27 protein-coding genes and 2 tRNA genes are annotated in these 24,681 nt (G+C 53.3%); 7 read left to right on the top strand and 22 right to left on the bottom strand.

What is annotated here, in order from left to right; genetic code table 11:
• Positions 1–16: 16 nt before the first annotated feature.
• The 3 genes from nusA to AC236I_RS02790 all read right to left on the bottom strand — a co-directional run bounded on the left by nusA (position 17) and on the right by AC236I_RS02790 (position 2,267).
• The gene (gene nusA, locus AC236I_RS02800) at positions 17–1,504 is read right to left on the bottom strand and encodes a transcription termination factor NusA (RefSeq protein WP_004868073.1); all 1,488 of its coding nucleotides are present in this window, start codon (positions 1,502–1,504) and stop codon (positions 17–19) included.
• 27 nt (positions 1,505–1,531) lie between these two features.
• Positions 1,532–1,984 carry a ribosome maturation factor RimP gene (gene rimP / locus AC236I_RS02795; RefSeq protein WP_004868075.1) on the bottom strand — a complete coding sequence of 151 codons (453 nt, stop codon included), beginning with the start codon at positions 1,982–1,984 and terminating at the stop codon, positions 1,532–1,534.
• A 206-nt stretch (positions 1,985–2,190) separates the two neighbouring features.
• Positions 2,191–2,267: transfer RNA gene (locus AC236I_RS02790), tRNA-Met, on the bottom strand.
• A gap of 453 nt (positions 2,268–2,720) precedes the next feature.
• On the opposite strand from AC236I_RS02790, the gene argG reads away from it, so the two are divergent.
• The 3 genes from argG (at position 2,721) to AC236I_RS02775 (ending at position 6,102) form a co-directional block, all read left to right on the top strand.
• The gene (gene argG, locus AC236I_RS02785) at positions 2,721–4,064 is read left to right on the top strand and encodes an argininosuccinate synthase (RefSeq protein ID WP_004868077.1); all 1,344 of its coding nucleotides are present in this window, start codon (positions 2,721–2,723) and stop codon (positions 4,062–4,064) included.
• A gap of 169 nt (positions 4,065–4,233) precedes the next feature.
• The gene (locus tag AC236I_RS02780; protein WP_004868081.1) at positions 4,234–4,863 is read left to right on the top strand and encodes a helix-turn-helix domain-containing protein; all 630 of its coding nucleotides are present in this window, start codon (positions 4,234–4,236) and stop codon (positions 4,861–4,863) included.
• A gap of 687 nt (positions 4,864–5,550) precedes the next feature.
• On the top strand, positions 5,551–6,102 hold the full coding sequence (locus AC236I_RS02775; RefSeq protein WP_004868084.1) for a YfaZ family outer membrane protein: 552 nt from the start codon (positions 5,551–5,553) through the stop codon (positions 6,100–6,102).
• A gap of 37 nt (positions 6,103–6,139) precedes the next feature.
• Here the strand turns inward: AC236I_RS02775 and AC236I_RS02770 are convergent, their stop codons facing one another.
• The 7 genes from AC236I_RS02770 to rlmE all read right to left on the bottom strand — a co-directional run bounded on the left by AC236I_RS02770 (position 6,140) and on the right by rlmE (position 12,365).
• Positions 6,140–6,541, bottom strand: coding sequence for a hypothetical protein (locus AC236I_RS02770; RefSeq protein ID WP_004868088.1), 402 nt, complete (start codon positions 6,539–6,541; stop codon positions 6,140–6,142).
• Between the two features lie 146 nt (positions 6,542–6,687).
• A tRNA-Leu gene (locus tag AC236I_RS02765) sits at positions 6,688–6,774 on the bottom strand.
• A 13-nt stretch (positions 6,775–6,787) separates the two neighbouring features.
• The gene (gene secG, locus AC236I_RS02760; RefSeq protein WP_004868090.1) at positions 6,788–7,117 is read right to left on the bottom strand and encodes a preprotein translocase subunit SecG; all 330 of its coding nucleotides are present in this window, start codon (positions 7,115–7,117) and stop codon (positions 6,788–6,790) included.
• 305 nt (positions 7,118–7,422) lie between these two features.
• Complete coding sequence (gene glmM, locus AC236I_RS02755; protein ID WP_487608684.1) at positions 7,423–8,760, bottom strand: phosphoglucosamine mutase; 1,338 nt, start codon at positions 8,758–8,760, stop codon at positions 7,423–7,425.
• Complete coding sequence (gene folP, locus AC236I_RS02750; protein ID WP_004868096.1) at positions 8,753–9,601, bottom strand: dihydropteroate synthase; 849 nt, start codon at positions 9,599–9,601, stop codon at positions 8,753–8,755. Before folP ends, glmM begins: the two co-directional genes overlap by 8 nt.
• A 100-nt stretch (positions 9,602–9,701) precedes the next feature.
• Positions 9,702–11,636, bottom strand: coding sequence for an ATP-dependent zinc metalloprotease FtsH (gene ftsH, locus AC236I_RS02745; protein ID WP_015585660.1), 1,935 nt, complete (start codon positions 11,634–11,636; stop codon positions 9,702–9,704).
• Positions 11,637–11,735: 99 nt separating this feature from the next.
• Entirely contained in the window at positions 11,736–12,365 is a 630-nt protein-coding gene (rlmE, locus tag AC236I_RS02740; RefSeq protein WP_004106110.1) for a 23S rRNA (uridine(2552)-2'-O)-methyltransferase RlmE, read from the bottom strand.
• Between the two features lie 124 nt (positions 12,366–12,489).
• Between rlmE and yhbY the strand changes: the two genes are divergently transcribed.
• Positions 12,490–12,783, top strand: a complete 294-nt coding sequence (yhbY, locus tag AC236I_RS02735; RefSeq protein ID WP_004139797.1) for a ribosome assembly RNA-binding protein YhbY — start codon at positions 12,490–12,492, stop codon at positions 12,781–12,783.
• Between the two features lie 152 nt (positions 12,784–12,935).
• Here yhbY and greA read toward each other — a convergent pair whose 3' ends face one another.
• Positions 12,936–13,412, bottom strand: a complete 477-nt coding sequence (gene greA / locus AC236I_RS02730; protein WP_004868107.1) for a transcription elongation factor GreA — start codon at positions 13,410–13,412, stop codon at positions 12,936–12,938.
• 235 nt (positions 13,413–13,647) lie between these two features.
• On the opposite strand from greA, the gene dacB reads away from it, so the two are divergent.
• Positions 13,648–15,081, top strand: coding sequence for a serine-type D-Ala-D-Ala carboxypeptidase (gene dacB / locus AC236I_RS02725; protein WP_004868111.1), 1,434 nt, complete (start codon positions 13,648–13,650; stop codon positions 15,079–15,081).
• 119 nt (positions 15,082–15,200) lie between these two features.
• Here the strand turns inward: dacB and cgtA are convergent, their stop codons facing one another.
• From cgtA to rplU, 4 genes are all read right to left on the bottom strand, one after another.
• Positions 15,201–16,379 carry an Obg family GTPase CgtA gene (gene cgtA / locus AC236I_RS02720; protein ID WP_004868113.1) on the bottom strand — a complete coding sequence of 393 codons (1,179 nt, stop codon included), beginning with the start codon at positions 16,377–16,379 and terminating at the stop codon, positions 15,201–15,203.
• Between the two features lie 15 nt (positions 16,380–16,394).
• Positions 16,395–17,360 (bottom strand): DMT family transporter, encoded by a 966-nt coding sequence (locus AC236I_RS02715; protein ID WP_015585658.1) that lies wholly within the window; start codon positions 17,358–17,360, stop codon positions 16,395–16,397.
• A 95-nt stretch (positions 17,361–17,455) separates the two neighbouring features.
• The gene (gene rpmA, locus AC236I_RS02710) at positions 17,456–17,713 is read right to left on the bottom strand and encodes a 50S ribosomal protein L27 (protein ID WP_003861831.1); all 258 of its coding nucleotides are present in this window, start codon (positions 17,711–17,713) and stop codon (positions 17,456–17,458) included.
• A gap of 19 nt (positions 17,714–17,732) precedes the next feature.
• On the bottom strand, positions 17,733–18,044 hold the full coding sequence (gene rplU, locus AC236I_RS02705; RefSeq protein WP_004106123.1) for a 50S ribosomal protein L21: 312 nt from the start codon (positions 18,042–18,044) through the stop codon (positions 17,733–17,735).
• A 260-nt stretch (positions 18,045–18,304) separates the two neighbouring features.
• On the opposite strand from rplU, the gene ispB reads away from it, so the two are divergent.
• Together ispB and sfsB are read left to right on the top strand one after the other, a co-directional pair.
• Positions 18,305–19,276: an octaprenyl diphosphate synthase gene (gene ispB / locus AC236I_RS02700; protein ID WP_004868118.1), complete on the top strand. Its 972-nt coding sequence runs from the start codon at positions 18,305–18,307 to the stop codon at positions 19,274–19,276.
• 202 nt (positions 19,277–19,478) lie between these two features.
• A complete protein-coding gene (gene sfsB, locus AC236I_RS02695) occupies positions 19,479–19,751 on the top strand; it encodes a DNA-binding transcriptional regulator SfsB (RefSeq protein WP_004868119.1) in 273 nt (90 codons plus the stop codon).
• Positions 19,752–19,830: 79 nt separating this feature from the next.
• Here sfsB and murA read toward each other — a convergent pair whose 3' ends face one another.
• The 7 genes from murA to mlaF all read right to left on the bottom strand — a co-directional run bounded on the left by murA (position 19,831) and on the right by mlaF (position 24,636).
• The gene (murA, locus tag AC236I_RS02690; protein WP_004868122.1) at positions 19,831–21,090 is read right to left on the bottom strand and encodes a UDP-N-acetylglucosamine 1-carboxyvinyltransferase; all 1,260 of its coding nucleotides are present in this window, start codon (positions 21,088–21,090) and stop codon (positions 19,831–19,833) included.
• Positions 21,091–21,144: 54 nt separating this feature from the next.
• The gene (ibaG, locus tag AC236I_RS02685) at positions 21,145–21,399 is read right to left on the bottom strand and encodes a BolA family iron metabolism protein IbaG (RefSeq protein ID WP_015585657.1); all 255 of its coding nucleotides are present in this window, start codon (positions 21,397–21,399) and stop codon (positions 21,145–21,147) included.
• 136 nt (positions 21,400–21,535) lie between these two features.
• A complete protein-coding gene (mlaB, locus tag AC236I_RS02680) occupies positions 21,536–21,826 on the bottom strand; it encodes a lipid asymmetry maintenance protein MlaB (RefSeq protein ID WP_004868129.1) in 291 nt (96 codons plus the stop codon).
• Positions 21,826–22,461, bottom strand: coding sequence for a phospholipid-binding protein MlaC (mlaC, locus tag AC236I_RS02675; RefSeq protein WP_004868133.1), 636 nt, complete (start codon positions 22,459–22,461; stop codon positions 21,826–21,828). The genes mlaB and mlaC overlap by 1 nt, the downstream gene beginning before the upstream one ends.
• Positions 22,462–22,479: 18 nt before the next feature.
• Complete coding sequence (gene mlaD / locus AC236I_RS02670; RefSeq protein WP_004868136.1) at positions 22,480–23,031, bottom strand: outer membrane lipid asymmetry maintenance protein MlaD; 552 nt, start codon at positions 23,029–23,031, stop codon at positions 22,480–22,482.
• Positions 23,032–23,035: 4 nt separating this feature from the next.
• A complete protein-coding gene (mlaE, locus tag AC236I_RS02665; protein ID WP_004868139.1) occupies positions 23,036–23,818 on the bottom strand; it encodes a lipid asymmetry maintenance ABC transporter permease subunit MlaE in 783 nt (260 codons plus the stop codon).
• On the bottom strand, positions 23,818–24,636 hold the full coding sequence (gene mlaF, locus AC236I_RS02660) for a phospholipid ABC transporter ATP-binding protein MlaF (protein ID WP_004868142.1): 819 nt from the start codon (positions 24,634–24,636) through the stop codon (positions 23,818–23,820). The genes mlaE and mlaF overlap by 1 nt, the downstream gene beginning before the upstream one ends.
• Positions 24,637–24,681: the final 45 nt, after the last annotated feature.

The raw sequence follows: 24,681 nt of genomic DNA, 5'->3' as shown, positions 1-24,681 counted from the left end.
TTCCTGCTACAGTTTATTACGCTTCGTCGCCGAACCAACAAATATTACGGGCGGCCATGATGAGCTCTCCGGCTTTTTCGTCGGTCAACCCTTCGATATCAGCCAGATCATCAATGCCCTGCTCGGCGAGATCTTCCAGCGTACAAACACCACGGGCAGCCAGTTTGAAAGCCATCAAACGTTCTAAACCTTCCAGATTTAATAAATCATCGGCAGGTTTAGTATCTCCCAGGCTTTCTTCCTGAGCCAGCGCCAACGTGGTCAGCGCGTTTTTCGCACGCTCGCGAAGTGCTTCAACGGTGGCTTCATCCAGACCGTCGATTTCCAGCAGTTCTTTCACCGGCACATAGGCCAGTTCTTCCAGCGTCGCGAAACCTTCTTCAACCAGCAGCGTGGCGAAATCTTCATCAATATCAAGATATTTCGTGAAGGTATCGATAGCCGCGTGGGCTTCGGCCTGATGCTTCGCCTGCAGGTCGTCAACGGTCATCACGTTGAGTTCCCAGCCGCTCAGCTGTGAGGCCAGACGCACGTTTTGACCGTTACGGCCAATCGCCTGCGCCAGATTGCCCGCTTCAACCGCAATATCCATGGTGTGTTTATCTTCATCCACCACGATAGATGCGACGTCAGCCGGTGCCATCGCGTTAATCACGAATTGCGCCGGGTTATCATCCCACAGGACGATATCGATACGCTCGCCGCCCAGTTCGGTTGAAACCGCCTGAACGCGTGCGCCACGCATACCTACGCAAGCGCCAACCGGGTCGATACGCTTATCGTTGGTTTTCACCGCAATCTTGGCACGGGAGCCCGGATCGCGAGCGGCGGCTTTGATTTCGAGAACTTCTTCGCCGATTTCCGGTACTTCAATACGGAACAGTTCAACCAGCATTTCCGGCTTAGAACGGGTTACGAACAGCTGAGCGCCGCGCGCTTCCGGACGAACCGCATACAGGACACCGCGAATACGGTCACCTGGACGGAAGTTCTCACGCGGCAGCATATCTTCACGCAGGATCACGGCTTCAGCATTGCTGCCCAGATCCAGAGTGATGTTGTCGCGGTTTACTTTCTTCACTACGCCGGTGATGATTTCACCTTCGTGCTCGCGGAACTGATCGACAACCATGGCGCGTTCAGCTTCACGGACTTTCTGTACGATAACCTGTTTCGCGGTCTGCGTAGTGATACGGTCGAAGGTGACGGATTCAATCTGGTCCTCAACGTAGTCACCAGGATTCATGCTCTCGTCTTCGTAGCGCGCCGCTTCAAGCGTAATTTCGCGCGTCGGCTGAGTCACTTCTTCAACGACCAGCCAGCGACGGAAGGTATCAAAATCGCCGCTACGACGATCGATGCTTACACGCACATCGATCTCTTGTTCGTATTTTTTCTTGGTTGCCGTTGCCAGAGCACTTTCCAGCGCTTCGAAAATCTTTTCGCGCGGCAGCGCCTTTTCGTTGGAAACGGCTTCAACAACAGCCAAAATTTCTTTGTTCATCGGGGCCTTTCACCTCAATCCAGACTGTTAAAAGTGGGGAACCAGGTTCGCCTTCTGGATGTTACTCAGCGCGAACACTTCATCTTTGCCTTCGACGGTTACCGTGATCATTTCACCGTCTACCGCTTTGATAATGCCCTGCCATTTGCGACGGTTCTGTACCGCCATACGCAATACCAGCGCGACTTCCTCACCGGAAAAACGCTCATAGTGTTCGGCGGTAAACATCGGGCGATCGAGACCAGGTGAAGACACTTCCAGGTTGTAAGCTACGGTGATTGGATCTTCGACATCCATGACAGCGCTGACCTGGTGGCTCACATCAGCACAATCATCAACATTGATGCCATCATCACTATCAATATAGATGCGCAGTGTGGATGTGCGACCGCGAATGAATTCGATGCCGACCAGCTCAAAGCCAAGCGCTTCAACCGGCGCCGTGAGCATCTCTGTTAATTTTTGCTCTAATGTGGACAAACCCACCCCCAAGACATAAAAAAAGGGCGTATAGCCCAGTTATTCTGAAGTCAGATAACAAAAAACCCCGATAAATCGGGGTTTTAGATAACTGAACCCTGCGATCGCAACTGCGATCTGGAACACCTTCCAGGAGAATTCTTTCAAATTCGGATACGAAGGACCAGGTCCTCACAGTATATTTGAAAAAGTACTCAATGGGAAAGTGGTTGCGGGGGCCGGATTTGAACCGACGACCTTCGGGTTATGAGCCCGACGAGCTACCAGGCTGCTCCACCCCGCGCCTGAAACGTGGCATATTTTACTCTTATTGAGCAAAAGACGCAAATACTGCTGGGATTTGGTACCGAGGACGGGACATAAAATCGTGGTAAAGTTTATTGATAAACTCTATATTTTGTCAACATGTATTTCATCTCTCCCTGTTCGCGTTTGTGCTGCCATCTCGCTCTTTTTTAGCAAAAAAGCAATGAAGCACTTCCTGTCATCCGCAAAAGATGATTAAATGAAAACTCATAATTAATGCATAAACATGCAATAAGAACTTGTTCCATTTGACGCCATTGCTACCGCCTCTTTGGGTACGGAAGCGCGCAGTCACCAGCGCAGCGTCAATGCTCGTGAAGATTATGCACTTTGTCCGGAGAAAAAACGGCAGGCAGAATAGTCAAATGGGACAGGTTCTACGACTTGATAAACCGAACTCACAACAGTCTATCTAGCAGGGTTTTATTTTATGACGACGATTCTTAAGCATCTCCCGGTTGGTCAACGTATTGGTATCGCTTTCTCTGGTGGTCTGGATACCAGCGCCGCACTGCTGTGGATGCGCAAAAAAGGTGCAGTTCCTTATGCCTATACCGCAAACCTGGGCCAGCCTGACGAAGAAGATTACGATGCAATCCCTCGTCGCGCCAAAGAGTACGGTGCAGAAGGCGCTCGTCTGATCGACTGCCGTAAGCAGCTGGTCGCCGAAGGGATCGCCGCGATTCAGTGCGGTGCTTTCCACAATACCACTGGCGGTCTGACCTACTTTAACACCACCCCGCTGGGCCGCGCGGTAACCGGCACAATGCTGGTTGCCGCGATGAAAGAAGATGGCGTCAATATCTGGGGTGACGGCAGCACTTACAAAGGCAACGATATCGAGCGTTTCTATCGCTATGGTCTGCTGACCAATGCCGAGCTGAAAATTTACAAACCGTGGCTGGATAGCGACTTTATCGATGAGCTGGGCGGTCGCCAGGAAATGTCTGAGTTCATGATTTCCTGCGGCTTTGACTACAAAATGTCCGTTGAAAAAGCCTACTCCACCGACTCCAATATGCTGGGCGCAACGCACGAAGCGAAAGATCTGGAATTCCTCAACTCCAGCGTGAAAATCGTTAACCCGATCATGGGCGTCAAGTTCTGGGACGAAAGCGTCAAAATCCCGGCCGAGGAAGTGACTGTCCGTTTTGAACAGGGTCATCCGGTGGCGTTGAACGGTAAAACCTTCAGCGATGACGTTGAGCTGATGCTGGAAGCGAACCGCATCGGCGGTCGCCACGGTCTGGGCATGAGCGATCAGATCGAGAACCGCATCATCGAAGCGAAGAGCCGCGGTATTTATGAAGCCCCGGGGATGGCACTGCTGCATATTGCTTATGAGCGCCTGCTGACCGGTATCCATAACGAAGATACCATCGAGCAGTACCATGCCCATGGTCGTCAGCTGGGCCGCCTGCTGTATCAGGGCCGTTGGTTCGATTCCCAGGCCCTGATGCTGCGCGATGCGCTGCAGCGTTGGGTGGCCAGCGCCATTACCGGCGAGGTGACGCTGGAGCTGCGTCGCGGAAACGACTACTCCATCCTGAATACCGTCTCCGATAATCTGACCTACAAAGCCGAACGTCTGACGATGGAAAAAGGCGACTCCATGTTCTCGGCGGAAGACCGTATTGGTCAACTGACGATGCGTAATCTGGATATTACCGATACCCGTGACAAGCTGTTTGGTTACGCGCAATCGGGCCTGCTGAGCGCCTCTTCGGCCACCGGCCTGCCGCAGGTAGAAAACCTGGAAAACAGAGACAAATAATCTGTTTTCAACTATGCTCTCAGCCGACGTTAATCCGTCGGCTTTTTTATCTGCTCAACACACGACATCAGAAAAGTCTTAGTCTGGTAATTTTTACCTGTCGCAATTTTTTATAATTATTGTCTATAATCACCCGAATACATTTATCCTTGACCCCACGAGGATCGCGATGAATATTAATCCCCCGGTCAGGCCAAACCAGGCGATCAACCGTCTGCTGGAAACGCTCGAACCGTATGCTACACCTATGAATGTCGTTGCCAGAAAAAGGCTGACGCCGAACTATAAAGGTAAAGCGCAGCTCTACCTTTTAAAAAAAGGTGAGCTGTCCGTCATTCGTTCATCTGATAAATTATTGATCGTGACCGTCTATGAACCTCATCTGTTTGGCGTCGCCGAGATACTGCAGCCGAGCCATAGCCACGCTCTGCGTGCTGAGGTCGCCTCCGAAGTTCTGCGTATCGACAGCGAGCAAGCCATCAAACTGTTCCGTGAGCATAACCTGTGGGAAGAGGTGACCCGTCTGCTGGCATACCATACTTCCTATCTGGTGTACCGGGACGATCTGGTGCTGCAGCAACGTACCTACTCGGTGATTCGCAATCATCTGCTGGAGATGCTGCTGTTGCCGGAAGAGACGCGGCTACGGGTCTCTATCCTCGAATATATTCAGGACCGCACCCATCTTTCACGCAGCAGTATTCTCAATGTCCTGTCGGCGTTAAAAAAAGGAGGATATATTGAGTTCGCCCGCGGTGGTTATTTACAAAGCGTAAGCTCGCTTCCTGAAAAATTCTAATCATCCATCGGCTATTTATCGCTTATCTATTGTTGTCGGCGCCGGGTCGACTGAAGAATTTAAATTTAAACAAACAAATGATAACGACAAGCGATAAATAATTTTATTCTGGGCTCATGTATTTATCACACTGATTGTGTGTTGAAAACTGAACAACAAGCTCAGGAATGAAGATGGTTCTCCTTATACCATTCACAGTCAATCCCTGTACCGTGCGAAGGTTAATATCCTTCTGTCCCGGTGCACGATACGACAACACCGGTTTCTGCAGCTGGCACTATGACGATCTTCTTCGACCGTACCTCATCGACCAGGTGGGCGATGCGTTGGGAAGAGTTGTCTGATGTGAGGATTAACCCTCATCCGGCTGCTGCAGGCATTTATGTCCCTTCAGGCGCGAGGATGGGTGGAGAAATCAGGTGCTTCAGCTGTCCCTGAAAACGCCTGATGGATGGTCCGTCAGCAGATGGCGCGCTATCCGGATGTCATACCAGACTGGGCTGGTCGCGCGATCTTTTAGCGCGCCAGCGACGCTGCCAATAATCAGCAAAGCGTAAGTGTCGATACCCCTGGCGCAATCGTGACAAAGGTATCGCGCTTCAGTAAATAACGATTAAACCCAAAAACCCGTTAAATTTTTGCCCGAACGCCCGTATCGGGCATTTTTTTACCTGAAGGAATTCAACAATGAGCATGATCACTCCGAAATCAGTTCTGTTAGTTGCCGCTCTCGGCGCCAGCAGCGCCGCCTGCGCATCGGTAAACTTACACGGAGAGGCGGGGGAAGAATTCACTAACCTTTCCGCCAGCTTCGGTGCCGAAGAACCGGGTATGACCTTTAACGGCAACTGGGCGCACAGCGATAATGACGGCGATGTCGCCGGGTTAGGCATGGGCTATAACTTTAACCTCGGTCCGTTTCTCCTGACTCTGGGTGGCAAAGCGCTCTATCTGAATCCGCAAGACAGCGATGAAGGCTACGCCGTCGCACTGGGCGGCGGTGCACAGCTTCCGCTGGGCCAATACTTTACGCTTTTCGGTGAAACCTATTATTCTCCGGACTCCATGTCCAGCGGCGTCGATGACTACGTGGAAGCCAATGCCGGCGTGCGGATTAACGTGATTAAATCGCTGAATATTGAAGCCGGATATCGCTATATCGATATGGCGGGGAAAGACGCTCATCATGACAACACGTTGGCTGATGGCGCTTATGCAGGTTTCAACTTCCGTTTCTGATGCAAAAAGGGATTGCCGACGGCAATCCCTCATTCGCCTATGCCGCCACAGGAACGGCTTTCAGCAGGCGGTTAATCACCTGCAGTCCGGCAATGTTGTTCTCTTTACGATAAACCTCGTTCATCGCTGACATCTGTTCCAGTTTCGTCAGAGCGCTGTAGACGTGGAACGCCTCGCTGTCTTTATCAAAGATGTCTTTTTTAGAAGCATCCTGCAGGTAGTTATCTTTTAACGACCGGCTCAGGCTGCCGATAATTGCGCTATTATCCTGGAAACAACTGACCACCGCCTGAGCACTCTGCCCTGAAAGCTGCGCGTCACTATGCAATACCGGCACCGTTAAAGTGTTAATAGTGTCCACGGTATCCGCCGACGGCGTAGTACTGCATCCGGACAAACACAGGGCGCCGGCAATGATAAACGACCTGATTTTTTTCATGGCGTCACTTCACCTCTTCTGAATAGATGAGCGCGACTTTAGCGATTGCGGTGGGTTCAAGACCAGTGAAGAGTTATTTATAAATAAATAAGCGCCTGTCGAAGGCAAAAAAAAAGACGCTTTTCAGCGTCTTTTTTTCGGAATATTGGTACCGAGGACGGGACTTGAACCCGTAAGCCCAATCGGGCACTACCACCTCAAGGTAGCGTGTCTACCAATTCCACCACCTCGGCACGGATATAACTATTAGTGCGGGATATCGCTGCTCGGCTGTGCCGGCGCTGTTGGCTGAGTCTGCTCGGTTTTCGGCGCGCTCAGATTATCCCACTCACTTCCTTTATTGGTCTTGTTGCTGTTGATATTGCCCAGCACCAGACTGATGATGAAGAACAACGCTGCCAGAATACCAGTCATGCGGGTCATGAAGTTACCAGAACCGCTGGATCCAAACAACGTGCCGGAAGCGCCTGCTCCGAAGGAGGCTCCCATATCAGCGCCTTTACCTTGCTGCAGCATGATCAGACCAACGAGGCCAATCGCTACAATAAGGAAAACAACTAAAAGAGCTTCTTGCATAATCAACCTGTTCCTTGCGGATTCGCCGCATACCAATTGCTTCAACCAATAAAGCGGGAGGTTTTAATGTTTCCCACTGAAGCGGGTGTGAATACTAACCAAAGCGAATGACCTTCGCAAGGGCAATTTCGGTGCATTGTATCAACTGCGGAAAAAAACAGCAAAAAACGATTTTTTGGCGAAGAAAAAGGCGGCAAGCGCCGCCTTTTTAAACACTTAGCACCCTGTCAGTCCGCATAATTATTTCACGTTGTCTGGCGCCGACGGCACCACTGCGCAGACGAGAAAATAAATCACCGGCTTAATCAGGCGTTTTTCACCGCCTCGGCGATACGATGCGCGAACTCATGCACCTGCTCTTCGTGCTCGCCTTCGACCATGACGCGAATGAGCGGCTCGGTACCCGATTTGCGCAGCAGCACACGACCACGGTTGCCCACTGCCGCTTCCACTTCCGCCATCACCGCTTTCACGTTTTCATGTTCCAGCGGGTTGCCACTGCCTTCGGTGAAACGGACGTTGACCAGGATTTGCGGGAACATTTTCATGCCGCTACACAGGTCATGCAGACTCATGTGGTTACGCACCATCGCCGCCACAACCTGCAGACTCGCGACGATACCGTCACCGGTGGTGGTTTTATCCAGCAGGATAACGTGGCCGGAGTTTTCCGCGCCGATACGCCAGCCTTTCTCCTGCAGCTTCTCGAGGACATAGCGGTCACCCACTTTAGCCCGGACAAACGGAATGCCCAGCTGTTTGAGCGCCAGCTCCAGCCCCATATTACTCATTAACGTTCCCACCGCGCCGCCGCGCAGCTGGCCCTGCCGCAGACCTTCCCGGGCGATGATATACAGAATCTGATCGCCATCGACCTTGTTACCTTCATGGTCGACCATGATGACGCGGTCGCCATCGCCATCATAGGCGATACCCAGATCGGCTTTTTCGGCCAGTACGCGAGCCTGCAGGGCGCGTACGTCGGTTGCCCCGACCTCTTCGTTGATATTGAGCCCGTTCGGCTCACAACCCATCGCGATCACCTGAGCACCCAACTCGCGGAACACATTCGGCGCAATGTGATAGGTCGCGCCATGGGCGCAGTCGACAACCACTTTGAGCGCATTCAGGCTCAGTTCGTTCGGGAAGGTACCTTTGCAGAATTCAATATAACGGCCGGCGGCATCCACGATACGGCTGGCTTTGCCCAATTCGGCCGAATCAACGCAGGTGAGCTCTTTTTCCATTTCCGCTTCAATCGCCTCTTCTACGTTATCCGGCAGCTTTGTGCCTTCAATAGAGAAGAATTTGATCCCGTTGTCATAGAACGGGTTATGCGAAGCTGAAATGACAATTCCGGCTTCAGCACGGAAGGCTCGCGTCAGGTAAGCCACCGCCGGAGTAGGCATTGGACCGGTGAAAGAAGCGGAGAGCCCCGCCGCAGCCAGCCCTGCCTCCAGCGCCGATTCCAGCATATAGCCAGAGATACGGGTATCTTTACCAATAATGATTTTGCGTGAACCGTGGCGCGCCAGCACCTTGCCCGCAGCCCAGCCTAGCTTGAGCACGAATTCCGGGGTAATTGGCGCATCACCCACGCGGCCACGGATACCATCGGTGCCAAAATATTTGCGGTTACTCATAACGTTTATTTTCCTTTGTGCTCAGGGTGGCTTCCACCACGCGTAGCGCTTCTACCGTTTCTTTGACGTCATGGACGCGAATAATCTGCGCGCCCTGCATCGCTGCAATCACTGCACACGCCAGGCTGCCGCTGAGGCGTTCCGTCGGCCCGACGTTAAGCAGTTGGCCGACCATCGACTTGCGCGACATGCCAACCAGCAGCGGGAGACCGAACTGATGGAACTCGCCGAGTCGGGCAAGTAGCTCATAATTATGGGCAAGATTTTTACCGAAACCGAATCCCGGGTCGAGCAACAATTTCTCTTTTGCGATACCCGCCTGTTCACAGCGCACGATATGCTCGGTGAAGAAGCGGGCGACATCGGCAAAGACATCATCGTACTTCGGTGCTTCCTGCATCGTTTTTGGCTGCCCCTGCATATGCATCAGACACACCGGTAGCCCGGTTTGTGCCGCGGCTTCCAGCGCCCCAGGCTCGGTCAGCGAACGGATATCGTTAATAATATGCGCGCCTGCCCGAGCGGACTCACGGATCACTTCTGGCTTCGACGTGTCTACCGAGATCCAGACTTCAAAACGCTGAGCAACGGCTTCTACCACCGGGATCACGCGCGCCAGCTCCTCTTCGACGCTCACATCCAACGCTCCCGGACGGGTCGATTCGCCGCCGATATCAATGATAGTCGCTCCCGCATTTATCATCAGATTGGCATGCTTAACCGCCTCCACGAGCGAGTTATGTGTGCCGCCATCGGAGAATGAATCTGGCGTCACGTTAAGGATACCCATTACGTGAGGATGGGAGAGATCGAGGGTTGAGCCCTGGGCTACGAGTTTCATCGCGAAATCCATGAATCCGGAAGGTTAATAAAAAGAAAAACCCCGGAGCGGCAGGCGCCCCGGGGTTTCGATAGACATAACAACATCAATAGCGGCTAACTTATTTGTCGCCCAGTTGCTCTGACATGGTGTTACCCGGGTTTGGCGTACGCGGTTCATCGACCGGACGCGGCGCACTCGGGGTGCCATTGTTGCCAGAGTTATTGGTGCCGTTCGGATCTTCCCAGCCCGCAGGTGGGCGAACTTCGCGGCGAGCCATCAGGTCATCAATCTGCGGTGCGTCGATGGTCTCATATTTCATGAGCGCATCTTTCATCGAATGCAGGATGTCCATGTTGTCATTCAGAATCTGACGAGCACGGTTGTAGTTGCGTTCAACCAGCGATTTCACTTCCTGGTCGATGATACGTGCAGTCTCATCGGACATATGTTTCGCTTTCGCAACGCTACGACCCAGGAAAACTTCGCCCTCTTCTTCCGCATACAGCAGCGGACCGAGTTTGTCGGAGAAGCCCCACTGCGTCACCATGTTACGTGCCAGGTTCGTCGCGACTTTAATGTCGTTCGACGCACCGGTAGAAACATGTTCCACACCGTAGATAATCTCTTCCGCCAGGCGACCGCCGTACAGGGTCGAAATCTGGCTTTCCAGCTTCTGACGGCTGGCGCTGATAGCATCGCCTTCCGGCAGGAAGAAGGTCACACCCAGCGCACGACCGCGCGGAATAATCGTCACTTTGTGCACCGGATCGTGTTCCGGTACCAGGCGGCCGATAATCGCATGGCCCGCTTCGTGGTATGCGGTGGATTCTTTCTGCGCTTCCGTCATCACCATGGAGCGACGTTCCGCACCCATCATGATTTTGTCTTTCGCTTTTTCGAACTCGACCATCGATACCACGCGTTTGTTGCCACGGGCAGCAAACAGAGCGGCTTCGTTGACCAGGTTCGCCAGGTCAGCACCCGAGAAGCCCGGGGTACCGCGCGCAATGATTGCCGCGTCGATATCAGGCGACAACGGTACGCGACGCATGTGAACTTTCAGAATCTGTTCACGACCGCGGACATCCGGCAGCCCTACAACAACCTGACGGTCAAAACGGCCTGGACGCAGCAGCGCCGGGTCAAGTACGTCAGGACGGTTGGTCGCCGCGATAACGATAATGCCTTCGTTACCTTCGAAGCCATCCATCTCAACCAGCATCTGGTTAAGCGTCTGTTCACGTTCATCGTGACCACCGCCAAGACCAGCGCCACGCTGGCGACCGACGGCGTCGATTTCATCGATGAAGATAATGCACGGTGCCGCTTTCTTGGCCTGTTCGAACATGTCACGCACACGAGATGCGCCCACACCGACGAACATTTCAACGAAGTCAGAACCAGAAATGGTGAAGAATGGTACTTTCGCCTCACCGGCGATAGCTTTCGCCAGCAGCGTTTTACCGGTACCCGGAGGGCCGACCATCAGGACGCCTTTCGGGATTTTACCGCCCAGTTTCTGGAAGCGGCTCGGTTCACGCAGGTATTCAACCAGTTCACCGACTTCCTCTTTCGCTTCGTCGCAACCGGCGACATCGGCAAAAGTGGTTTTGATCTGGTCTTCCGTCAGCATACGGGCTTTGCTTTTGCCGAAGGACATCGCGCCCTTTCCGCCGCCGCCCTGCATTTGCCGCATGAAGAAGATCCAGACGCCGATCAGCAACAGCATCGGGAACCAGGAAATAAAGATGGAAGCCAGCAGGCTCGGTTCTTCCGGCGGTTCGCCAACCACTTTGACGTTTTTCGTCAACAGGTTATCGAGCAGCTTCGGATCGTTGACCGGAATGTAAGTCGTGTAACGGTTACTATCTTTCTTGGTAACGTTGATCTCACGTCCGTTGATACGCGCTTCGCGAACCTGGTCCTGGTTGACCTCTTGCAGGAAGGTTGAATAATCCACCTTACGGCCATTAGACTCGCTGGGCCCAAAGCTCTGGAATACTGACATCAGCACAACGGCAATGACCAGCCAGAGTATTAGGTTTTTCGCCATGTCACTCAAGGGATTAACCTCTTATTACAACTGTGTTAAAAACAGCGTCAGGATACTCTATATCCAGCGTCTTTCAAACTTTCGTTTGAAATCTACCGGTTATGGTTTACGCCCGGTCGCTACAATGTACACTTCACGCGAACGTGCGCGAGAAGAGTCCGGCTTACGAACTTTGACCTTCGTAAACAGGGAGCGAATTTCTCTTAGATACTCATCGAAACCTTCGCCCTGGAACACCTTCACTACAAAACTACCACCCGGCGCTAATACATCACGAGCCATTCCAAGCGCCAGCTCCACCAAATACATGGCCCGGGGAATATCCACCGCCGGTGTTCCACACATGTTTGGTGCCATATCGGACATGACAACCTGCACTTTACTGTCACCTACGCGTTCAAGTAACGCTTTCAGAACTAATTCATCACGAAAGTCGCCCTGAAGGAAGTCCACACCAACGATTGGATCCATAGGTAAAAGATCGCAAGCGATGATGCGGCCGCTGTTTCCGATCTGCGTAACCGCATATTGCGACCAGCCACCGGGTGCAGCGCCGAGGTCAACAATGGTCATCCCCGGTTTAAAAATCTTGTCACTTTGCTGTATTTCATCAAGTTTAAACCAGGCACGGGAACGTAACCCCTTTTTCTGTGCCTGTTGAACATATTTATCGCTAAAGTGTTCCTGAAGCCAGCGGCTTGAGCTGGCAGAACGCTTTTTACCTGTCATTTAACATTCCCGTTTCGGGTTCATCATACTTTGCGACGTAAAAATCGACACGGTAGTTTGGCGATATATGGGAGATGGCGGTAGAATGAACCGTTTTCAATCCCAACGTAAGCAAAAAAATACGATGAATCTGAGTACTAAACAAAAACAGCACCTGAAAGGTCTGGCACATCCGCTCAAGCCGGTAGTTATGCTTGGCAACAATGGTTTGACCGAAGGGGTACTGGCCGAGATCGAACAAGCGTTAGAGCACCATGAGCTCATCAAGGTGAAAATCGCATCGGAAGACCGCGAAACTAAAACCTTGATCGTGGAAGCTATCGTGCGCGAAACCGGCGCCTGTAACGTACAGGTCATCGGTAAAACGCTGGTCCTGTATCGCCCAACTAAAGAGCGTAAAATCTCGCTGCCACGCTAAGAATATCCTGAATCTCGACACAACTTTGTGTAAAACGAGGGATTTCTACGGGTAGACGAGCAAAATGCCATGCTCCGGACGTTGATAAAAGGCCGCTATGCGGCCTTTTTCCTTTCTTTACAATCCATCAACATGGTAGCGGGAAATACGGATTAAAGGTACTCGACCTTGATAATTTCGTATTCTACTTCGCCGCCTGGTGTGCGGATTGTCACTACATCGTCCTGTTCTTTACCGATCAAACCACGGGCAATCGGTGAATTCACAGAGATCAGATTTTGCTTAAAATCAGCTTCATCATCACCCACGATGCGGTAAGTCTGTTCTTCATCGGTATCGAGGTTCAGGACCTTTACCGTTGCACCAAAAATCACCCGCCCGTTGTTCGGCATTTTGGTGATATCGATAACCTGTGCATTGGACAGCTTAGCTTCAATATCCTTAATACGGCCTTCGCAGAAACCTTGCTGCTCGCGGGCTGCGTGGTACTCAGCGTTCTCTTTCAGATCGCCATGTTCGCGCGCATCGGCAATAGCAGCGATGATTTCAGGACGACGAACGGACTTCAGAAAATCCAGTTCTTCGCGAAGTTTTTCAGCACCACGTAAGGTCATCGGAATAGCTTGCATTTGTTATACCTCTTTATCATTCCTTCATAGAACGGACGCCGCCGTTCCGCCACCAGTCAGGCCTTCAGCAGGACAGGAGCAAAAAGAAAACCGACCCGGAAAACATTCCCCAGGTCAGCAGCAATTTTCAATTTGATACGTATTTTACCCTGAAGTTCACTATGGGTCATCGTTTACTTTACAGGGTGTTGCACCGTAGTATGACGGCCTGGTTTCAGGTTGTTAGCGCGAGATTATGCGATTTCCCAGATTTATCATCGGATTGACCGCCGGTATAGCGTTTAGCGCTCAGGCGGCGAACATTGACGAATATATCACCCAGCTGCCTGCGGGTGCCAACCTCGCCTTCATGGCGCAGAAGGTTGGCTCCCCGACGCCGGAGATAGATTTCCACAGTCAGCAGATGGCGCTCCCCGCCAGTACCCAGAAGGTGATCACTGCGCTGGCTGCTCTGCTGCAGCTCGGGCCGAACTTTCGTTTTACCACCACGCTGGAAACCAAAGGCAGCCTTGATGGCGGCGTGCTAAAAGGCGACCTGATTGCCCGTTTTGGCGGCGATCCCACGCTGAAACGTCAGGATATTCGCAATATGGTGGCGACGCTAAAAAAAGCGGGCGTCCAGCGGATCGAGGGGAACGTGTTGATTGATACCTCGGTCTTCGCCAGTCATGACAAGGCCCCAGGCTGGCCGTGGAACGACATGACGCAATGCTTTAGCGCCCCGCCGGCGGCTGCTATCGTCGATCGTAACTGTTTTTCTATCTCACTTTATAGCGCGCAGAAACCTGGCGACCTGGCCTTTATTCGCGTCGCATCGTACTACCCGGTGACGATGTTTAGCCAGGTAAGAACGCTGGCCCGCGGCTCCGCGGAGGCCCAGTATTGCGAACTCGACGTGGTGACCGGCGACCTGAACCGCTACACCCTGACGGGTTGCCTGCCACAGCGTAGTGAGCCCTTACCGCTGGCTTTCGCCATTCAGGACGGCGCAAGCTATGCGGGGGTTATCCTGAAGTCCGAACTGACCCAGGCAGGGATTACCTATAGCGGGACGCTGCTGCGCCAGACTCTGGCGAACGATCCGGGAACCGTGCTGGCTACGACGCAATCAGCTCCGCTGCACGATCTCCTGCGAATCATGTTAAAAAAATCAGACAACATGATTGCGGACACCGTCTTTCGCACCATTGGTCACGCTCGTCTTGGCGTTCCAGGGACCTGGCGTGCCGGTTCGGATGCGGTGCGCCAGATCCTGCGTCAACAGGCCGGCATTGATCTAGGCAATACGATTATTGCCGACGGTTCCGGTCTGTCGCGGCATAACCTGATTGCTCCGGCGACCATGATGCAGGTGCTGCAATATATCGCCCAGCACGATAATGAACTCAACTTCATCTCCATGCTGCCGCTGGCTGGCCACGATGGCTCGCTGCAGTATCGTGCAGGCCTGAATCAGGCTGGGGTCGATGGAAAAGTGTCGGCCAAAACCGGTTCTCTGCAGGGCGTTTACAACCTCGCAGGTTTCATCACTGCCGCCAGCGGGCAAAAAATCGCCTTCGTACAATACTTATCAGGCTATGCGGTACCGCCTGCGGATCAGCGCAACCGCCGGATCCCGCTGGTACGCTTCGAGAGTCGCTTGTATAAGGATTTGTACCAGAACAACTAATACGAAAGGGCCGCATCAAATGCGGCCCTTTTTAGTGCGCTCTGAACCGCTTCCCGGCATATCCGGGCAGCAGTCCCGCCGTCGCCCCGATCGGCAATGTACCGGGGCACTCCAGCAGCTTAACGCTTATAGATGAACTCAACGCCTTCTTCGTCGTCTTCGTCCCAGTCGTCATCCCAGTCTTCGTCGTCTTCGACTTCAACTTCGGCTTCTTCAAGCTGCTGACGGTGGTAGTCGTCCCACATAAACTCGACTTTTTCAGGCGCTTTCTCTTCCTGTGCATGAACGATTGGGTTTTCGATGATAAAGGTCATCACGTCCCAGCACAGATCTTTCACGCCCTGCTGACTTGCCGCGGAGATCAGGTAGAACTTCTCTTCCCAGCCCAGCGCATCGGCAATGGCTTTCGCCTTCGCTTCAGCTTCCGCTTTATCCATCAGGTCAATCTTATTGAAGACCAACCAGCGTGGTTTTTCAGCCAGCTTCTCGCTGTATTTTTCCAGCTCACCGATGATAATGCGCGCGTTCTCAACCGGATCGGAACCGTCGATCGGTTCGATATCGATGAGGTGCAGCAGCACGCGACAGCGTTCAAGGTGCTTCAGGAAGCGAATACCGAGGCCTGCGCCTTCCGCTGCGCCTTCGATAAGCCCAGGAATATCCGCAACAACGAAGCTCTTCTCGTTATCCATACGCACAACGCCAAGGCTCGGCACCAGCGTGGTAAACGGATAATCAGCCACTTTCGGCTTCGCCGCAGAAACGGCGCGAATGAAGGTAGATTTACCGGCATTCGGCATACCCAGCATCCCGACGTCTGCCAGCAGCATCAGCTCCAGCTGCAGATCGCGCTTGTCACCCGGCGTCCCCATCGTTTTCTGACGCGGAGTACGGTTGACGGACGATTTGAAACGGGTGTTGCCCAGACCGTGCCAGCCGCCTTTAGCGACCATCAGACGCTGACCATGCTTAGTCATATCGCCCATGACTTCGCCGGTGCCTTGATCGATAACACGGGTCCCTACAGGCACTTTGATCGACACGTCTTTACCACGTTTACCGGTACAGTCGCGACTCTGGCCATTCTGTCCACGCTCAGCGCGGAAGGATTTTTCAAAACGGTAATCGATCAGGGTGTTCAGGTTTTCGTCCGCTTCCAGCCAGACATCACCACCATCACCACCGTCGCCGCCGTCCGGGCCGCCTCTCGGGATATATTTTTCACGGCGGAAGCTAACGCAACCATTGCCGCCATCACCTGCTACGACCAGGATTGTTGCTTCATCAACAAACTTCATTTTACTCTCCGAAAATCATTCGCCTGAGCGGGGCAGCGGTACAACCGCTTCACGCTTACGTAAGCCACCCCAAAGACGGTGGCCTATGGCGGAATACATCGCGCCCGCAACCACGACAAACGCACCGAGATAACCTAACAGGTTTAACATCGGTCTGGCGAAAACATCGGGCCAGGCCAGTGATAATAAATCTGAAAAAAGCAGCGTAAACAATGGCGTTAAGGTAATCAACGCGCTCACCTGAGCTGCCTGCCAGCGCGCCATGGCTTCCGCCAGCGCACCGTAGCCTACCAGGGTATTTAACCCGCAGAAAATCAGGCACGCCAGTTGCCAGTTGCTTAACGCCAGAACTTGTGAGAGCGTCGCCAACGGCAGCAACGCTATCGTACATAAAGTGTACAGCAAAAAGAGGATCTGCTGTGACGCCAGGCGGCGTAATAACACCTTTTGCGCGACGCCGTAGCTGACCCAAACCGCAGCCGCTGCAACGCCAAAAATTACCCCCCACGTGTAATCCGTCAGGCGGGTAAAAATCTCAATCAGGCTGGTGTTAAAGAACATCACCAGCCCGCAAATCAACATCAGCGCCCCCACAACCTGGGTACCGCGCATTTTCTCCTTAAGGATGAATACGCTGGCCACCATCATGCCGACCGGAGATAGCTGTCCGATCACCTGAGAAGCCGTGGGGCTAAGATATTGCAGGGAAGAGCTGAACAGAATGAAGTTACCAAACAGGCCGCCCGTCGCAATGGCCAGTAGTACCAGCCAGCGCGGTTTGCGAAAGAGGCGCAGCGGCGGCAGTTTACCTCTGATAGCGAGGATTGTGCCAAGGCCGATACTTGCCATCAAAAAGCGATAAAACACCACCGTCGGCGGCGCCATCACTTCAAGAACCTGCTTCATTGCAATTGGCAACGCACCCCAGCACATCGCGGTGGTGAGGGCCAAAAGAATGCCAATGCCGGCCTGCTGCTTCATACCCGTTTTCCCTGCAGAAAAATATCCGGGATTCTAATGTAAAAAGCCCCGCAACACGTTGCGGGGCTTTAATCCGTTACCGGACCACGAAAAACTTACTCAGCAACGATGCTGATGTATTTACGGTTATTCGGGCCTTTAACTTCAAATTTCACTTTACCGTCTGCTTTAGCAAACAGAGTGTGGTCACGACCGCAACCTACGTTGGTGCCTGCGTGGAATTTGGTGCCACGCTGACGAACGATGATGCTACCCGCCAGAACGGATTCGCCACCGAAACGCTTAACGCCCAGGCGTTTAGCTTCTGAGTCGCGACCGTTACGAGTTGAGCCGCCAGCCTTTTTATGTGCCATTTAAATCTCTCCTCAGGTCTTAGGCGCTGATGCCAGTAATTTTCACATCAGTGAACCACTGACGATGGCCCTGCTGCTTACGGTAGTGTTTACGACGACGAAACTTAACGATTTTAACTTTCTCGCCACGACCGTGAGCAACAACTTCAGCTTTGATTACGCCGCCCTCAACGAAAGGAACGCCGATCTTGATTTCTTCACCGTTTGCGATCATCAGCACTTCAGCGAACTCAACAGCTTCGCCAGTTGCGATGTCCAGCTTTTCCAGGCGAATGGTCTGACCTTCGCTTACTCGGTGTTGTTTACCACCACTTTGGAAAACCGCGTACATATAAAACTCCGCTTCCGCGCACCTCTTTGTGTGATTCAGAGTGCGCTATAAATATTCACAATAGGGCGCGAATATTACGCAAAACGCGAGCCTTTGACAAGAGCGATTAGCGATCAACGCAGAAAAAAAACACAACTTTCACGCTAACGTTTATCTATGGCAATTTTTCAGTACAATCATAGCTTCGTTTAATTCTATCTTAATCCTTCTGTGAACCCACCTGGATTCGCGGTAACAGGACATGTGGCCCGGCTTTTGCGATGAATTTAGAAAAAATCAATGAGTTAACCGCGCAGGATATGGCGGGTGTCAATGCGACAATCCTTGAGCAACTTGACTCAGATGTTCAGCTTATCAATCAATTAGGCTATTACATCGTTAGCGGAGGCGGTAAACGTATTCGTCCGATGATTGCGGTTCTTGCCGCCCGGGCAGTGGGTTACCAGGGCGACGCGCACGTCACTATTGCCGCACTGATCGAATTTATTCATACCGCCACCTTGCTGCATGATGATGTCGTTGATGAATCCGATATGCGCCGCGGCAAGGCGACGGCAAACGCCGCTTTTGGCAACGCAGCCAGCGTGCTGGTTGGTGATTTTATCTATACCCGCTCTTTCCAGATGATGACCAGCCTCGGCTCGTTAAAAGTGCTGGAAGTGATGTCTAAAGCCGTTAACGTCATTGCCGAAGGCGAAGTGCTGCAGCTGATGAACGTCAACGACCCGGATATCACTGAAGAAAACTATATGCGGGTCATCTACAGCAAAACAGCCCGTCTGTTTGAAGCCGCCGCACAGTGCTCAGGCATCCTGGCCGGTTGTACCGCCGAACAGGAGCAAGCGCTTCAGGACTATGGTCGTTATCTCGGCACGGCATTCCAGCTGATCGACGATTTACTGGACTACAGCTCTGATGGCGAACGTCTCGGCAAAAACGTGGGTGATGACCTGAACGAAGGCAAACCGACTTTACCGTTATTGCATGCCATGCGTCATGGCACTCCAGAGCAGTCAGCGATGATTCGCGGAGCGATTGAACAAGGCAACGGGCGTCACCTTCTCGACGCGGTTCTCGAGACGATGGCGGCCTGCGGCTCACTGGAATGGACCCGTAAACGCGCGGAAGAAGAAGCGGACAAAGCCATTGCCGTGCTTCAGGTCTTACCGGATTCCCCGTGGCGTGAAGCGCTTATCGGTCTTGCCCATATTGCGGTTCAACGCGATCACTGATCTCCCCCTGCCCCGTTCCCGCGCCTGTCGCGGGAACGCCCCACAAAGTTCCAGCAAAATCCATATATCGCCTTGCCTCCTGGTATATTCCGAATATAAAGACACCTTACAAGAACTTGTTAGAACTTAATTAAACCTGGGAGTATAGTCATTCCGTTGCTCATATATCAGGCAATTGGGATCATCACCACCAGGAGAATTTATGGAAAAGTTCATCGACTGGCATCCGGCAGATATCATTGCTGGATTGCGCAAAAAAGGGACGTCGCTGGCAGCGGAGTCGCGGCGTAACGGCTTGAGTTCTTCAACGCTGGCGAATGCATTGACCCGGCCGTGGCCAAAAGGTGAGCTGATTATTGCTCATGCGCTGGATACCAAACCGTGGATTATCTGGCCCTCGCGCTATCATGACCCGGTGACGCATCAGTTTATCGACAGAACGCAAATGATACGTCAGAAGAAAGAGAGCCAATGAAAGCGGTTCGCTGAGTCAACAGAACGGAATAAAAAAACAGCCCCCTGACACACGTCAAGGGGCTGTTATCACGACAGAGTTACTCGCCTTTCACGCGTTCGATATTCGCGCCCAGCGCCTGCAGTTTATCTTCGATGCGCTCGTATCCACGATCGATGTGGTAGATGCGATCGACAATCGTGGTGCCTTCCGCGATACAGCCGGCCAGGACCAGGCTTGCTGACGCACGCAGGTCGGTTGCCATCACCTGCGCACCGGAGAGCTGCGCCACGCCGTGGCATATCGCCGTATTGCTTTCGATCTCCGCGTGTGCACCCATACGGATCAGTTCCGGAATATGCATGAAACGGTTTTCAAAGATCGTTTCGGTAATCACGCCGGTCCCTTCCGCAACCAGGTTCAACAGCGTGAACTGCGCCTGCATGTCGGTCGGGAAACCCGGGTGTGGCGCGGTACGCACATTGACGGCTTTCGGGCGGTTGCCGTGCATATCCAGGCTAATCCAGTCTTCGCCGGTTTCGATATCGGCGCCCGCATCGCGCAGCTTGGCCAGTACGGCATCCAGGGTATCAGGCTGTGCGTTGCGGCAAACAATTTTACCGCCGGAGATTGCCGCAGCGACCAGGAAAGTACCGGTTTCGATACGGTCAGGCAGAACGCGATATACGCCGCCACCCAGACGTTCTACGCCTTCGATGGTGATGCGGTCAGTCCCCTGACCTTTAATTTTCGCGCCCAGCGCGTTGAGGAAGTTCGCCGTATCGACGATTTCCGGCTCGCGAGCGGCGTTTTCAATCACGGTGGTGCCTTCCGCCAGCGTCGCGGCACTCATAATGGTCACGGTCGCGCCGACGCTGACCTTATCCATCACAATATGCGCGCCTTTAAGACGTCCGTTAACCGACGCCTTCACATAGCCTTCTTCCAGTTTGATCTCTGCGCCCAGCTGCTCAAGGCCAATAATATGCAGATCGACCGGACGCGCACCGATAGCACAACCGCCCGGCAGTGAAACCTGTCCCTGACCAAAGCGCGCCACCAGCGGGCCCAGCGCCCAGATAGAAGCACGCATCGTTTTGACCAGATCGTACGGCGCGCAGAAGACGTCGACCGGACCCGCATCGATCCAGACTGACCCATTGCGCTTCACTTTGGCGCCGAGCTGGCTCAGCAGTTTCATCGTGGTATCGATGTCTTTCAGTTTTGGTACGTTCTGGATCTCAATCGGCTCATCTGCCAGCAGGGCGGCAAAGAGGATCGGCAGGGCGGCATTTTTCGCACCGGAGATGGTGACTTCCCCCTGGAGGCGTGTCGGCCCCTGAACACGGAATTTATCCATTGATTCTGTTCTCTGTTAAGAATTCACATACGCTGCGGGGAACATCCCTGCAGCTTAAAAGCCGTTGAGTTTGCGGTCCCGGGCCCATTCTTGCGGGGTAAATGCTTTGATCGACAGAGCATGAATGCGGTTGTCGGCAATGTATTCCATCAGCGGAGCGTAGACAGCCTGCTGTTTCTTTACCCGGCTCATGCCGTCAAACATCTCACCCACAGCAATAACCTGAAAGTGACTGCCATCGCCAGAGACGTGGACTTCCTGAAGGGAGAGTGCGTTCATCAGCACGGTCTGAATTTCATGATTTTCCATGGGTTCAAATTTTATCTGGTAGTGAAAATAGCCCAACATCTTAGAGGAAAGTGGCGCGGTCTTAAATAAGCAAAAAGCCCCATCGAAGATATTGATGGGGCTTTCAGGATAACCTCAGCAGTAACGCACTGAAAAACTATGGGATCATATCGGCGGGAAGGTTGTAAAGACTGGCTAAAGTTTGCAGGTTGTCGCTCTTACCAATCAGTTTCGCCTCCCGGCCCTGGTGACGAATTAACGCCACAAAGTGCATCAGCAGCGCCAGGCCGGCGGTATCCACCCGGGTTAGTGCGCTCAGGTCGATAGTCGACACGCCATCGGTCGCCTGCGCACGGGCTTCCCAGAGCGGGACCAGCAGATCCTGGTCCAGCTCCCCGTGCAGCGCCAGTCGCTCGCCGTCGCGAGTCCAGCTCAGCTGCCCGGTCATTATTTTTTCTGTTCCAGAGTGATCGGCTGCGCGGAGATCGCCTTCAGTTGCGCGGTCAGGCCATCAACGCCTTTGGTGCGCAGCAGATCGCTCCACTCGTTTTGTTTGGTGGTGATCATGCTCACCCCTTCGGCAATCATATCGTAAGCCTGCCAGTTACCGGTCTGGGTGTTTTTACGCCACTGGAAATCCAGGCGTACCGGAGGGCGGCCATTGGGATCGACGATCGTCACGCGAATAGGGACGATCGTTGCATCGCCCAGCGGTTGTTCCGGAGCAATCTGGTAGGTTTGACCATGGTACATAGCCAGCGCCTGGCCGTAGGCCTGCTTCAGGTATTCACGGAAGGCGACAAAGTAGGCTTCGCGCTGCGCCGGGGTCGCATCTTTATAATACCGGCCCAGAACCAGCGCGCCGGCATACTTCACCTGGACATACGGCATCAGCTCCTGGTCAACGATATCACGCAGATAGTTCGGGTTAGCCTGAATCTTCGACTGTTCATTTTTCAGACGATCGAAGGTCTTCTGCGCCGCTTCGTTCATCAGCTTATAGGGGTTGGACTGATCCGCCGCCGTAGCAGCCGTCAAGGGAGCAATCACCAGCATGGCGATCATCAATAAACGTTTAAACATAGGGTGTCTCTCCTGAAATTAATGCGTCGTGGCGGCCGGTGGCGTGGCGTCAGTATGACTCTCTGTCGCTGCCGAATCATCGCCAGAATTCTTATTGTCACTGCCCTTACTGCTATAAAGGAACTGACCAATCAGGTCTTCCAGAACCATGGCTGACTTGGTGTCCTGAATAGTGCTGCCATCTTTAAGGATAGACGTCCCCAGTTCCGGATCGTCGAAACCGATATTCAGCGCCAGGTACTGTTCTCCCAGCAGGCCTGAGGTACGAATAGCCAGCGAGCTGGAATCAGGAATATGGTTGTAGCTCTCATCAATATCGAGCGCAACGCGCGGCAGGTAGGTTTTCGGGTCAAGCGTAATATCCGCAACCCGGCCCACGACCACACCGCCAATGCGGACCGGAGAACGCGCCTTCAGCCCACCAATATTGTCAAAGGTCGCATAGATACGGTACGTCGGTTCGGTACGTAAAGAGGTCACGTTGGCGGCTTTGAGACAGACAAACAGCGCAGCCAGCAACGCAACCAGTAAGAACACACCTACCCAGATTTCACTTTTTTTCGTTTGCATGAACTCAATTCCCAAACATCAGCGCAGTCAGCACAAAATCCAGCCCCAGAACCGCCAGCGACGAATGCACCACGGTACGCGTCGTTGCCCGGCTAATCCCGGCGGAAGTGGGGATAGCGTCATAACCATTAAATAACGCAACCCATGTCACCGTAATGGCAAACACCAGACTCTTAATCAGGCAGTTAACCAGGTCCATTCGCCAGTCAACGGCATTTTGCATCGCAGACCAGAAGAAGCCACTGTCGATCCCCTTCCAGCTTACGCCCACCAGCGAGCCGCCCCAGATGCCCACGGCGACAAAAATAATGGTCAACAGCGGCAGCGAGATAACCCCTGCCCAGAAGCGAGGGGAAATCACGCGCCGCAGCGGATCGACCGCCATCATTTCCATGCTGGAGAGCTGTTCGGTCGCACGCATCAGGCCAATTTCCGCGGTCAGCGCGGAACCCGCACGCCCGGCAAACAGCAGCGCAGCAACCACCGGCCCCAGTTCGCGCAGCAGGGATAACGCCACCAGCATGCCTAAACTGGTTTCCGCACTATAGGTGGTGAGCACCAGATAGCCCTGCAGCCCCAGCACCATGCCGATAAACAGCCCCGACACGATGATAATCAGCATCGATAGCACGCCAACGTTGTAGAGCTGACGGACCAACAGCGGCGCATGCTTACGAAATTCCGGCTTGCCCACTACCGCATTGAAAAGCATTAATCCGGCACGCCCGAAAGCCGCGGTCGTTTTAATTCCCCGGTGTCCGAGTGATGCCAGCACATTTAGCAGCATCAGTTGCTCGCTCCCTTGCCTAATAAATCATGCTGATAGTCCCCGGCCGGATAGCGGAACGGTACCGGACCATCGGCAATACCATCAATGAACTGGCGAACCCGCGGGTCGCCGTTTTCACGCAGCGACTGCGCGCTGCCGTGAGCCACGATTTTTTTGTCCGCCACGATATACGCGTAATCAGCAATGCTCAGCACTTCTGGCACGTCATGTGACACCACGATACAGGTCACGCCCAGCGTGCTGTTGAGTTCTGAGATCAGCTTAACCAGCACGCCCATGGTGATGGGATCCTGTCCGACAAACGGTTCGTCGAACATAATCAGGTCCGGCTCCAGCGCAATAGCCCTGGCCAGGGCGGCGCGGCGCGCCATCCCGCCTGAGAGTTCAGAAGGCATTAATTTCGCCGCTCCGCGCAGCCCGACCGCTTCAAGCTTCATCATGACGGTCGTATGCAGTAACGCCTCCGGCAAACGCGTATGTTCACGTAGCGGGTAGGCTACGTTATTGAACACGTTCATATCGGTGAACAGTGCTCCGGACTGGAACAGCATGCTCATGCGCTTACGCACGGTATACAGGCGCGAGCGTGACATCTGCGGCACGTTTTCACCATCGAACAGGATCTCACCTTTATCCGGCGGGATCTGCCCACCGATCAGGCGCAGCAGCGTCGTTTTACCGATCCCCGATGGTCCCATAATCGCCGTGATCTTACCGCGCGGCACTGACAGCGAGATATCGTCAAAGATGACGCGATCGCCGCGAGAGAAGCGGATACCGCGTACTTCGACCAAATTCGCCAGAGTTTGGCTCATAAAATCATCCTTACTAAACATCCCTCGGGCTAAGCATGGCGCGTA

The sequence above is a fragment of the Klebsiella sp. Sb-30 genome, assembly GCF_057652795.1.
This window is presented reverse-complemented; position numbering and strand designations above follow the sequence as displayed.

Coding starts and splice junctions, on each gene's coding strand:
- rlmE (WP_004106110.1), bottom strand. CDS start 12,365: ATGACAGGTAAAAAGCGTTCTGCCAGCTCAAGCCGCTGGCTTCAGGAA.
- rplU (WP_004106123.1), bottom strand. CDS start 18,044: ATGTACGCGGTTTTCCAAAGTGGTGGTAAACAACACCGAGTAAGCGAA.
- mlaF (WP_004868142.1), bottom strand. CDS start 24,636: ATGAGCCAAACTCTGGCGAATTTGGTCGAAGTACGCGGTATCCGCTTC.
- sfsB (WP_004868119.1), top strand. CDS start 19,479: ATGGAAAAGTTCATCGACTGGCATCCGGCAGATATCATTGCTGGATTG.
- mlaB (WP_004868129.1), bottom strand. CDS start 21,826: ATGACCGGGCAGCTGAGCTGGACTCGCGACGGCGAGCGACTGGCGCTG.
- argG (WP_004868077.1), top strand. CDS start 2,721: ATGACGACGATTCTTAAGCATCTCCCGGTTGGTCAACGTATTGGTATC.
- greA (WP_004868107.1), bottom strand. CDS start 13,412: ATGCAAGCTATTCCGATGACCTTACGTGGTGCTGAAAAACTTCGCGAA.
- folP (WP_004868096.1), bottom strand. CDS start 9,601: ATGAAACTCGTAGCCCAGGGCTCAACCCTCGATCTCTCCCATCCTCAC.
- mlaD (WP_004868136.1), bottom strand. CDS start 23,031: ATGCAAACGAAAAAAAGTGAAATCTGGGTAGGTGTGTTCTTACTGGTT.
- ibaG (WP_015585657.1), bottom strand. CDS start 21,399: ATGGAAAATCATGAAATTCAGACCGTGCTGATGAACGCACTCTCCCTT.
- mlaE (WP_004868139.1), bottom strand. CDS start 23,818: ATGCTGCTAAATGTGCTGGCATCACTCGGACACCGGGGAATTAAAACG.
- AC236I_RS02770 (WP_004868088.1), bottom strand. CDS start 6,541: ATGAAAAAAATCAGGTCGTTTATCATTGCCGGCGCCCTGTGTTTGTCC.
- ftsH (WP_015585660.1), bottom strand. CDS start 11,636: ATGGCGAAAAACCTAATACTCTGGCTGGTCATTGCCGTTGTGCTGATG.
- nusA (WP_004868073.1), bottom strand. CDS start 1,504: ATGAACAAAGAAATTTTGGCTGTTGTTGAAGCCGTTTCCAACGAAAAG.
- AC236I_RS02775 (WP_004868084.1), top strand. CDS start 5,551: ATGAGCATGATCACTCCGAAATCAGTTCTGTTAGTTGCCGCTCTCGGC.
- dacB (WP_004868111.1), top strand. CDS start 13,648: ATGCGATTTCCCAGATTTATCATCGGATTGACCGCCGGTATAGCGTTT.
- AC236I_RS02715 (WP_015585658.1), bottom strand. CDS start 17,360: ATGAAGCAGCAGGCCGGCATTGGCATTCTTTTGGCCCTCACCACCGCG.
- AC236I_RS02780 (WP_004868081.1), top strand. CDS start 4,234: ATGAATATTAATCCCCCGGTCAGGCCAAACCAGGCGATCAACCGTCTG.
- mlaC (WP_004868133.1), bottom strand. CDS start 22,461: ATGTTTAAACGTTTATTGATGATCGCCATGCTGGTGATTGCTCCCTTG.
- cgtA (WP_004868113.1), bottom strand. CDS start 16,379: ATGAAGTTTGTTGATGAAGCAACAATCCTGGTCGTAGCAGGTGATGGC.
- murA (WP_004868122.1), bottom strand. CDS start 21,090: ATGGATAAATTCCGTGTTCAGGGGCCGACACGCCTCCAGGGGGAAGTC.
- ispB (WP_004868118.1), top strand. CDS start 18,305: ATGAATTTAGAAAAAATCAATGAGTTAACCGCGCAGGATATGGCGGGT.
- rpmA (WP_003861831.1), bottom strand. CDS start 17,713: ATGGCACATAAAAAGGCTGGCGGCTCAACTCGTAACGGTCGCGACTCA.
- yhbY (WP_004139797.1), top strand. CDS start 12,490: ATGAATCTGAGTACTAAACAAAAACAGCACCTGAAAGGTCTGGCACAT.
- secG (WP_004868090.1), bottom strand. CDS start 7,117: ATGCAAGAAGCTCTTTTAGTTGTTTTCCTTATTGTAGCGATTGGCCTC.
- glmM (WP_487608684.1), bottom strand. CDS start 8,760: ATGAGTAACCGCAAATATTTTGGCACCGATGGTATCCGTGGCCGCGTG.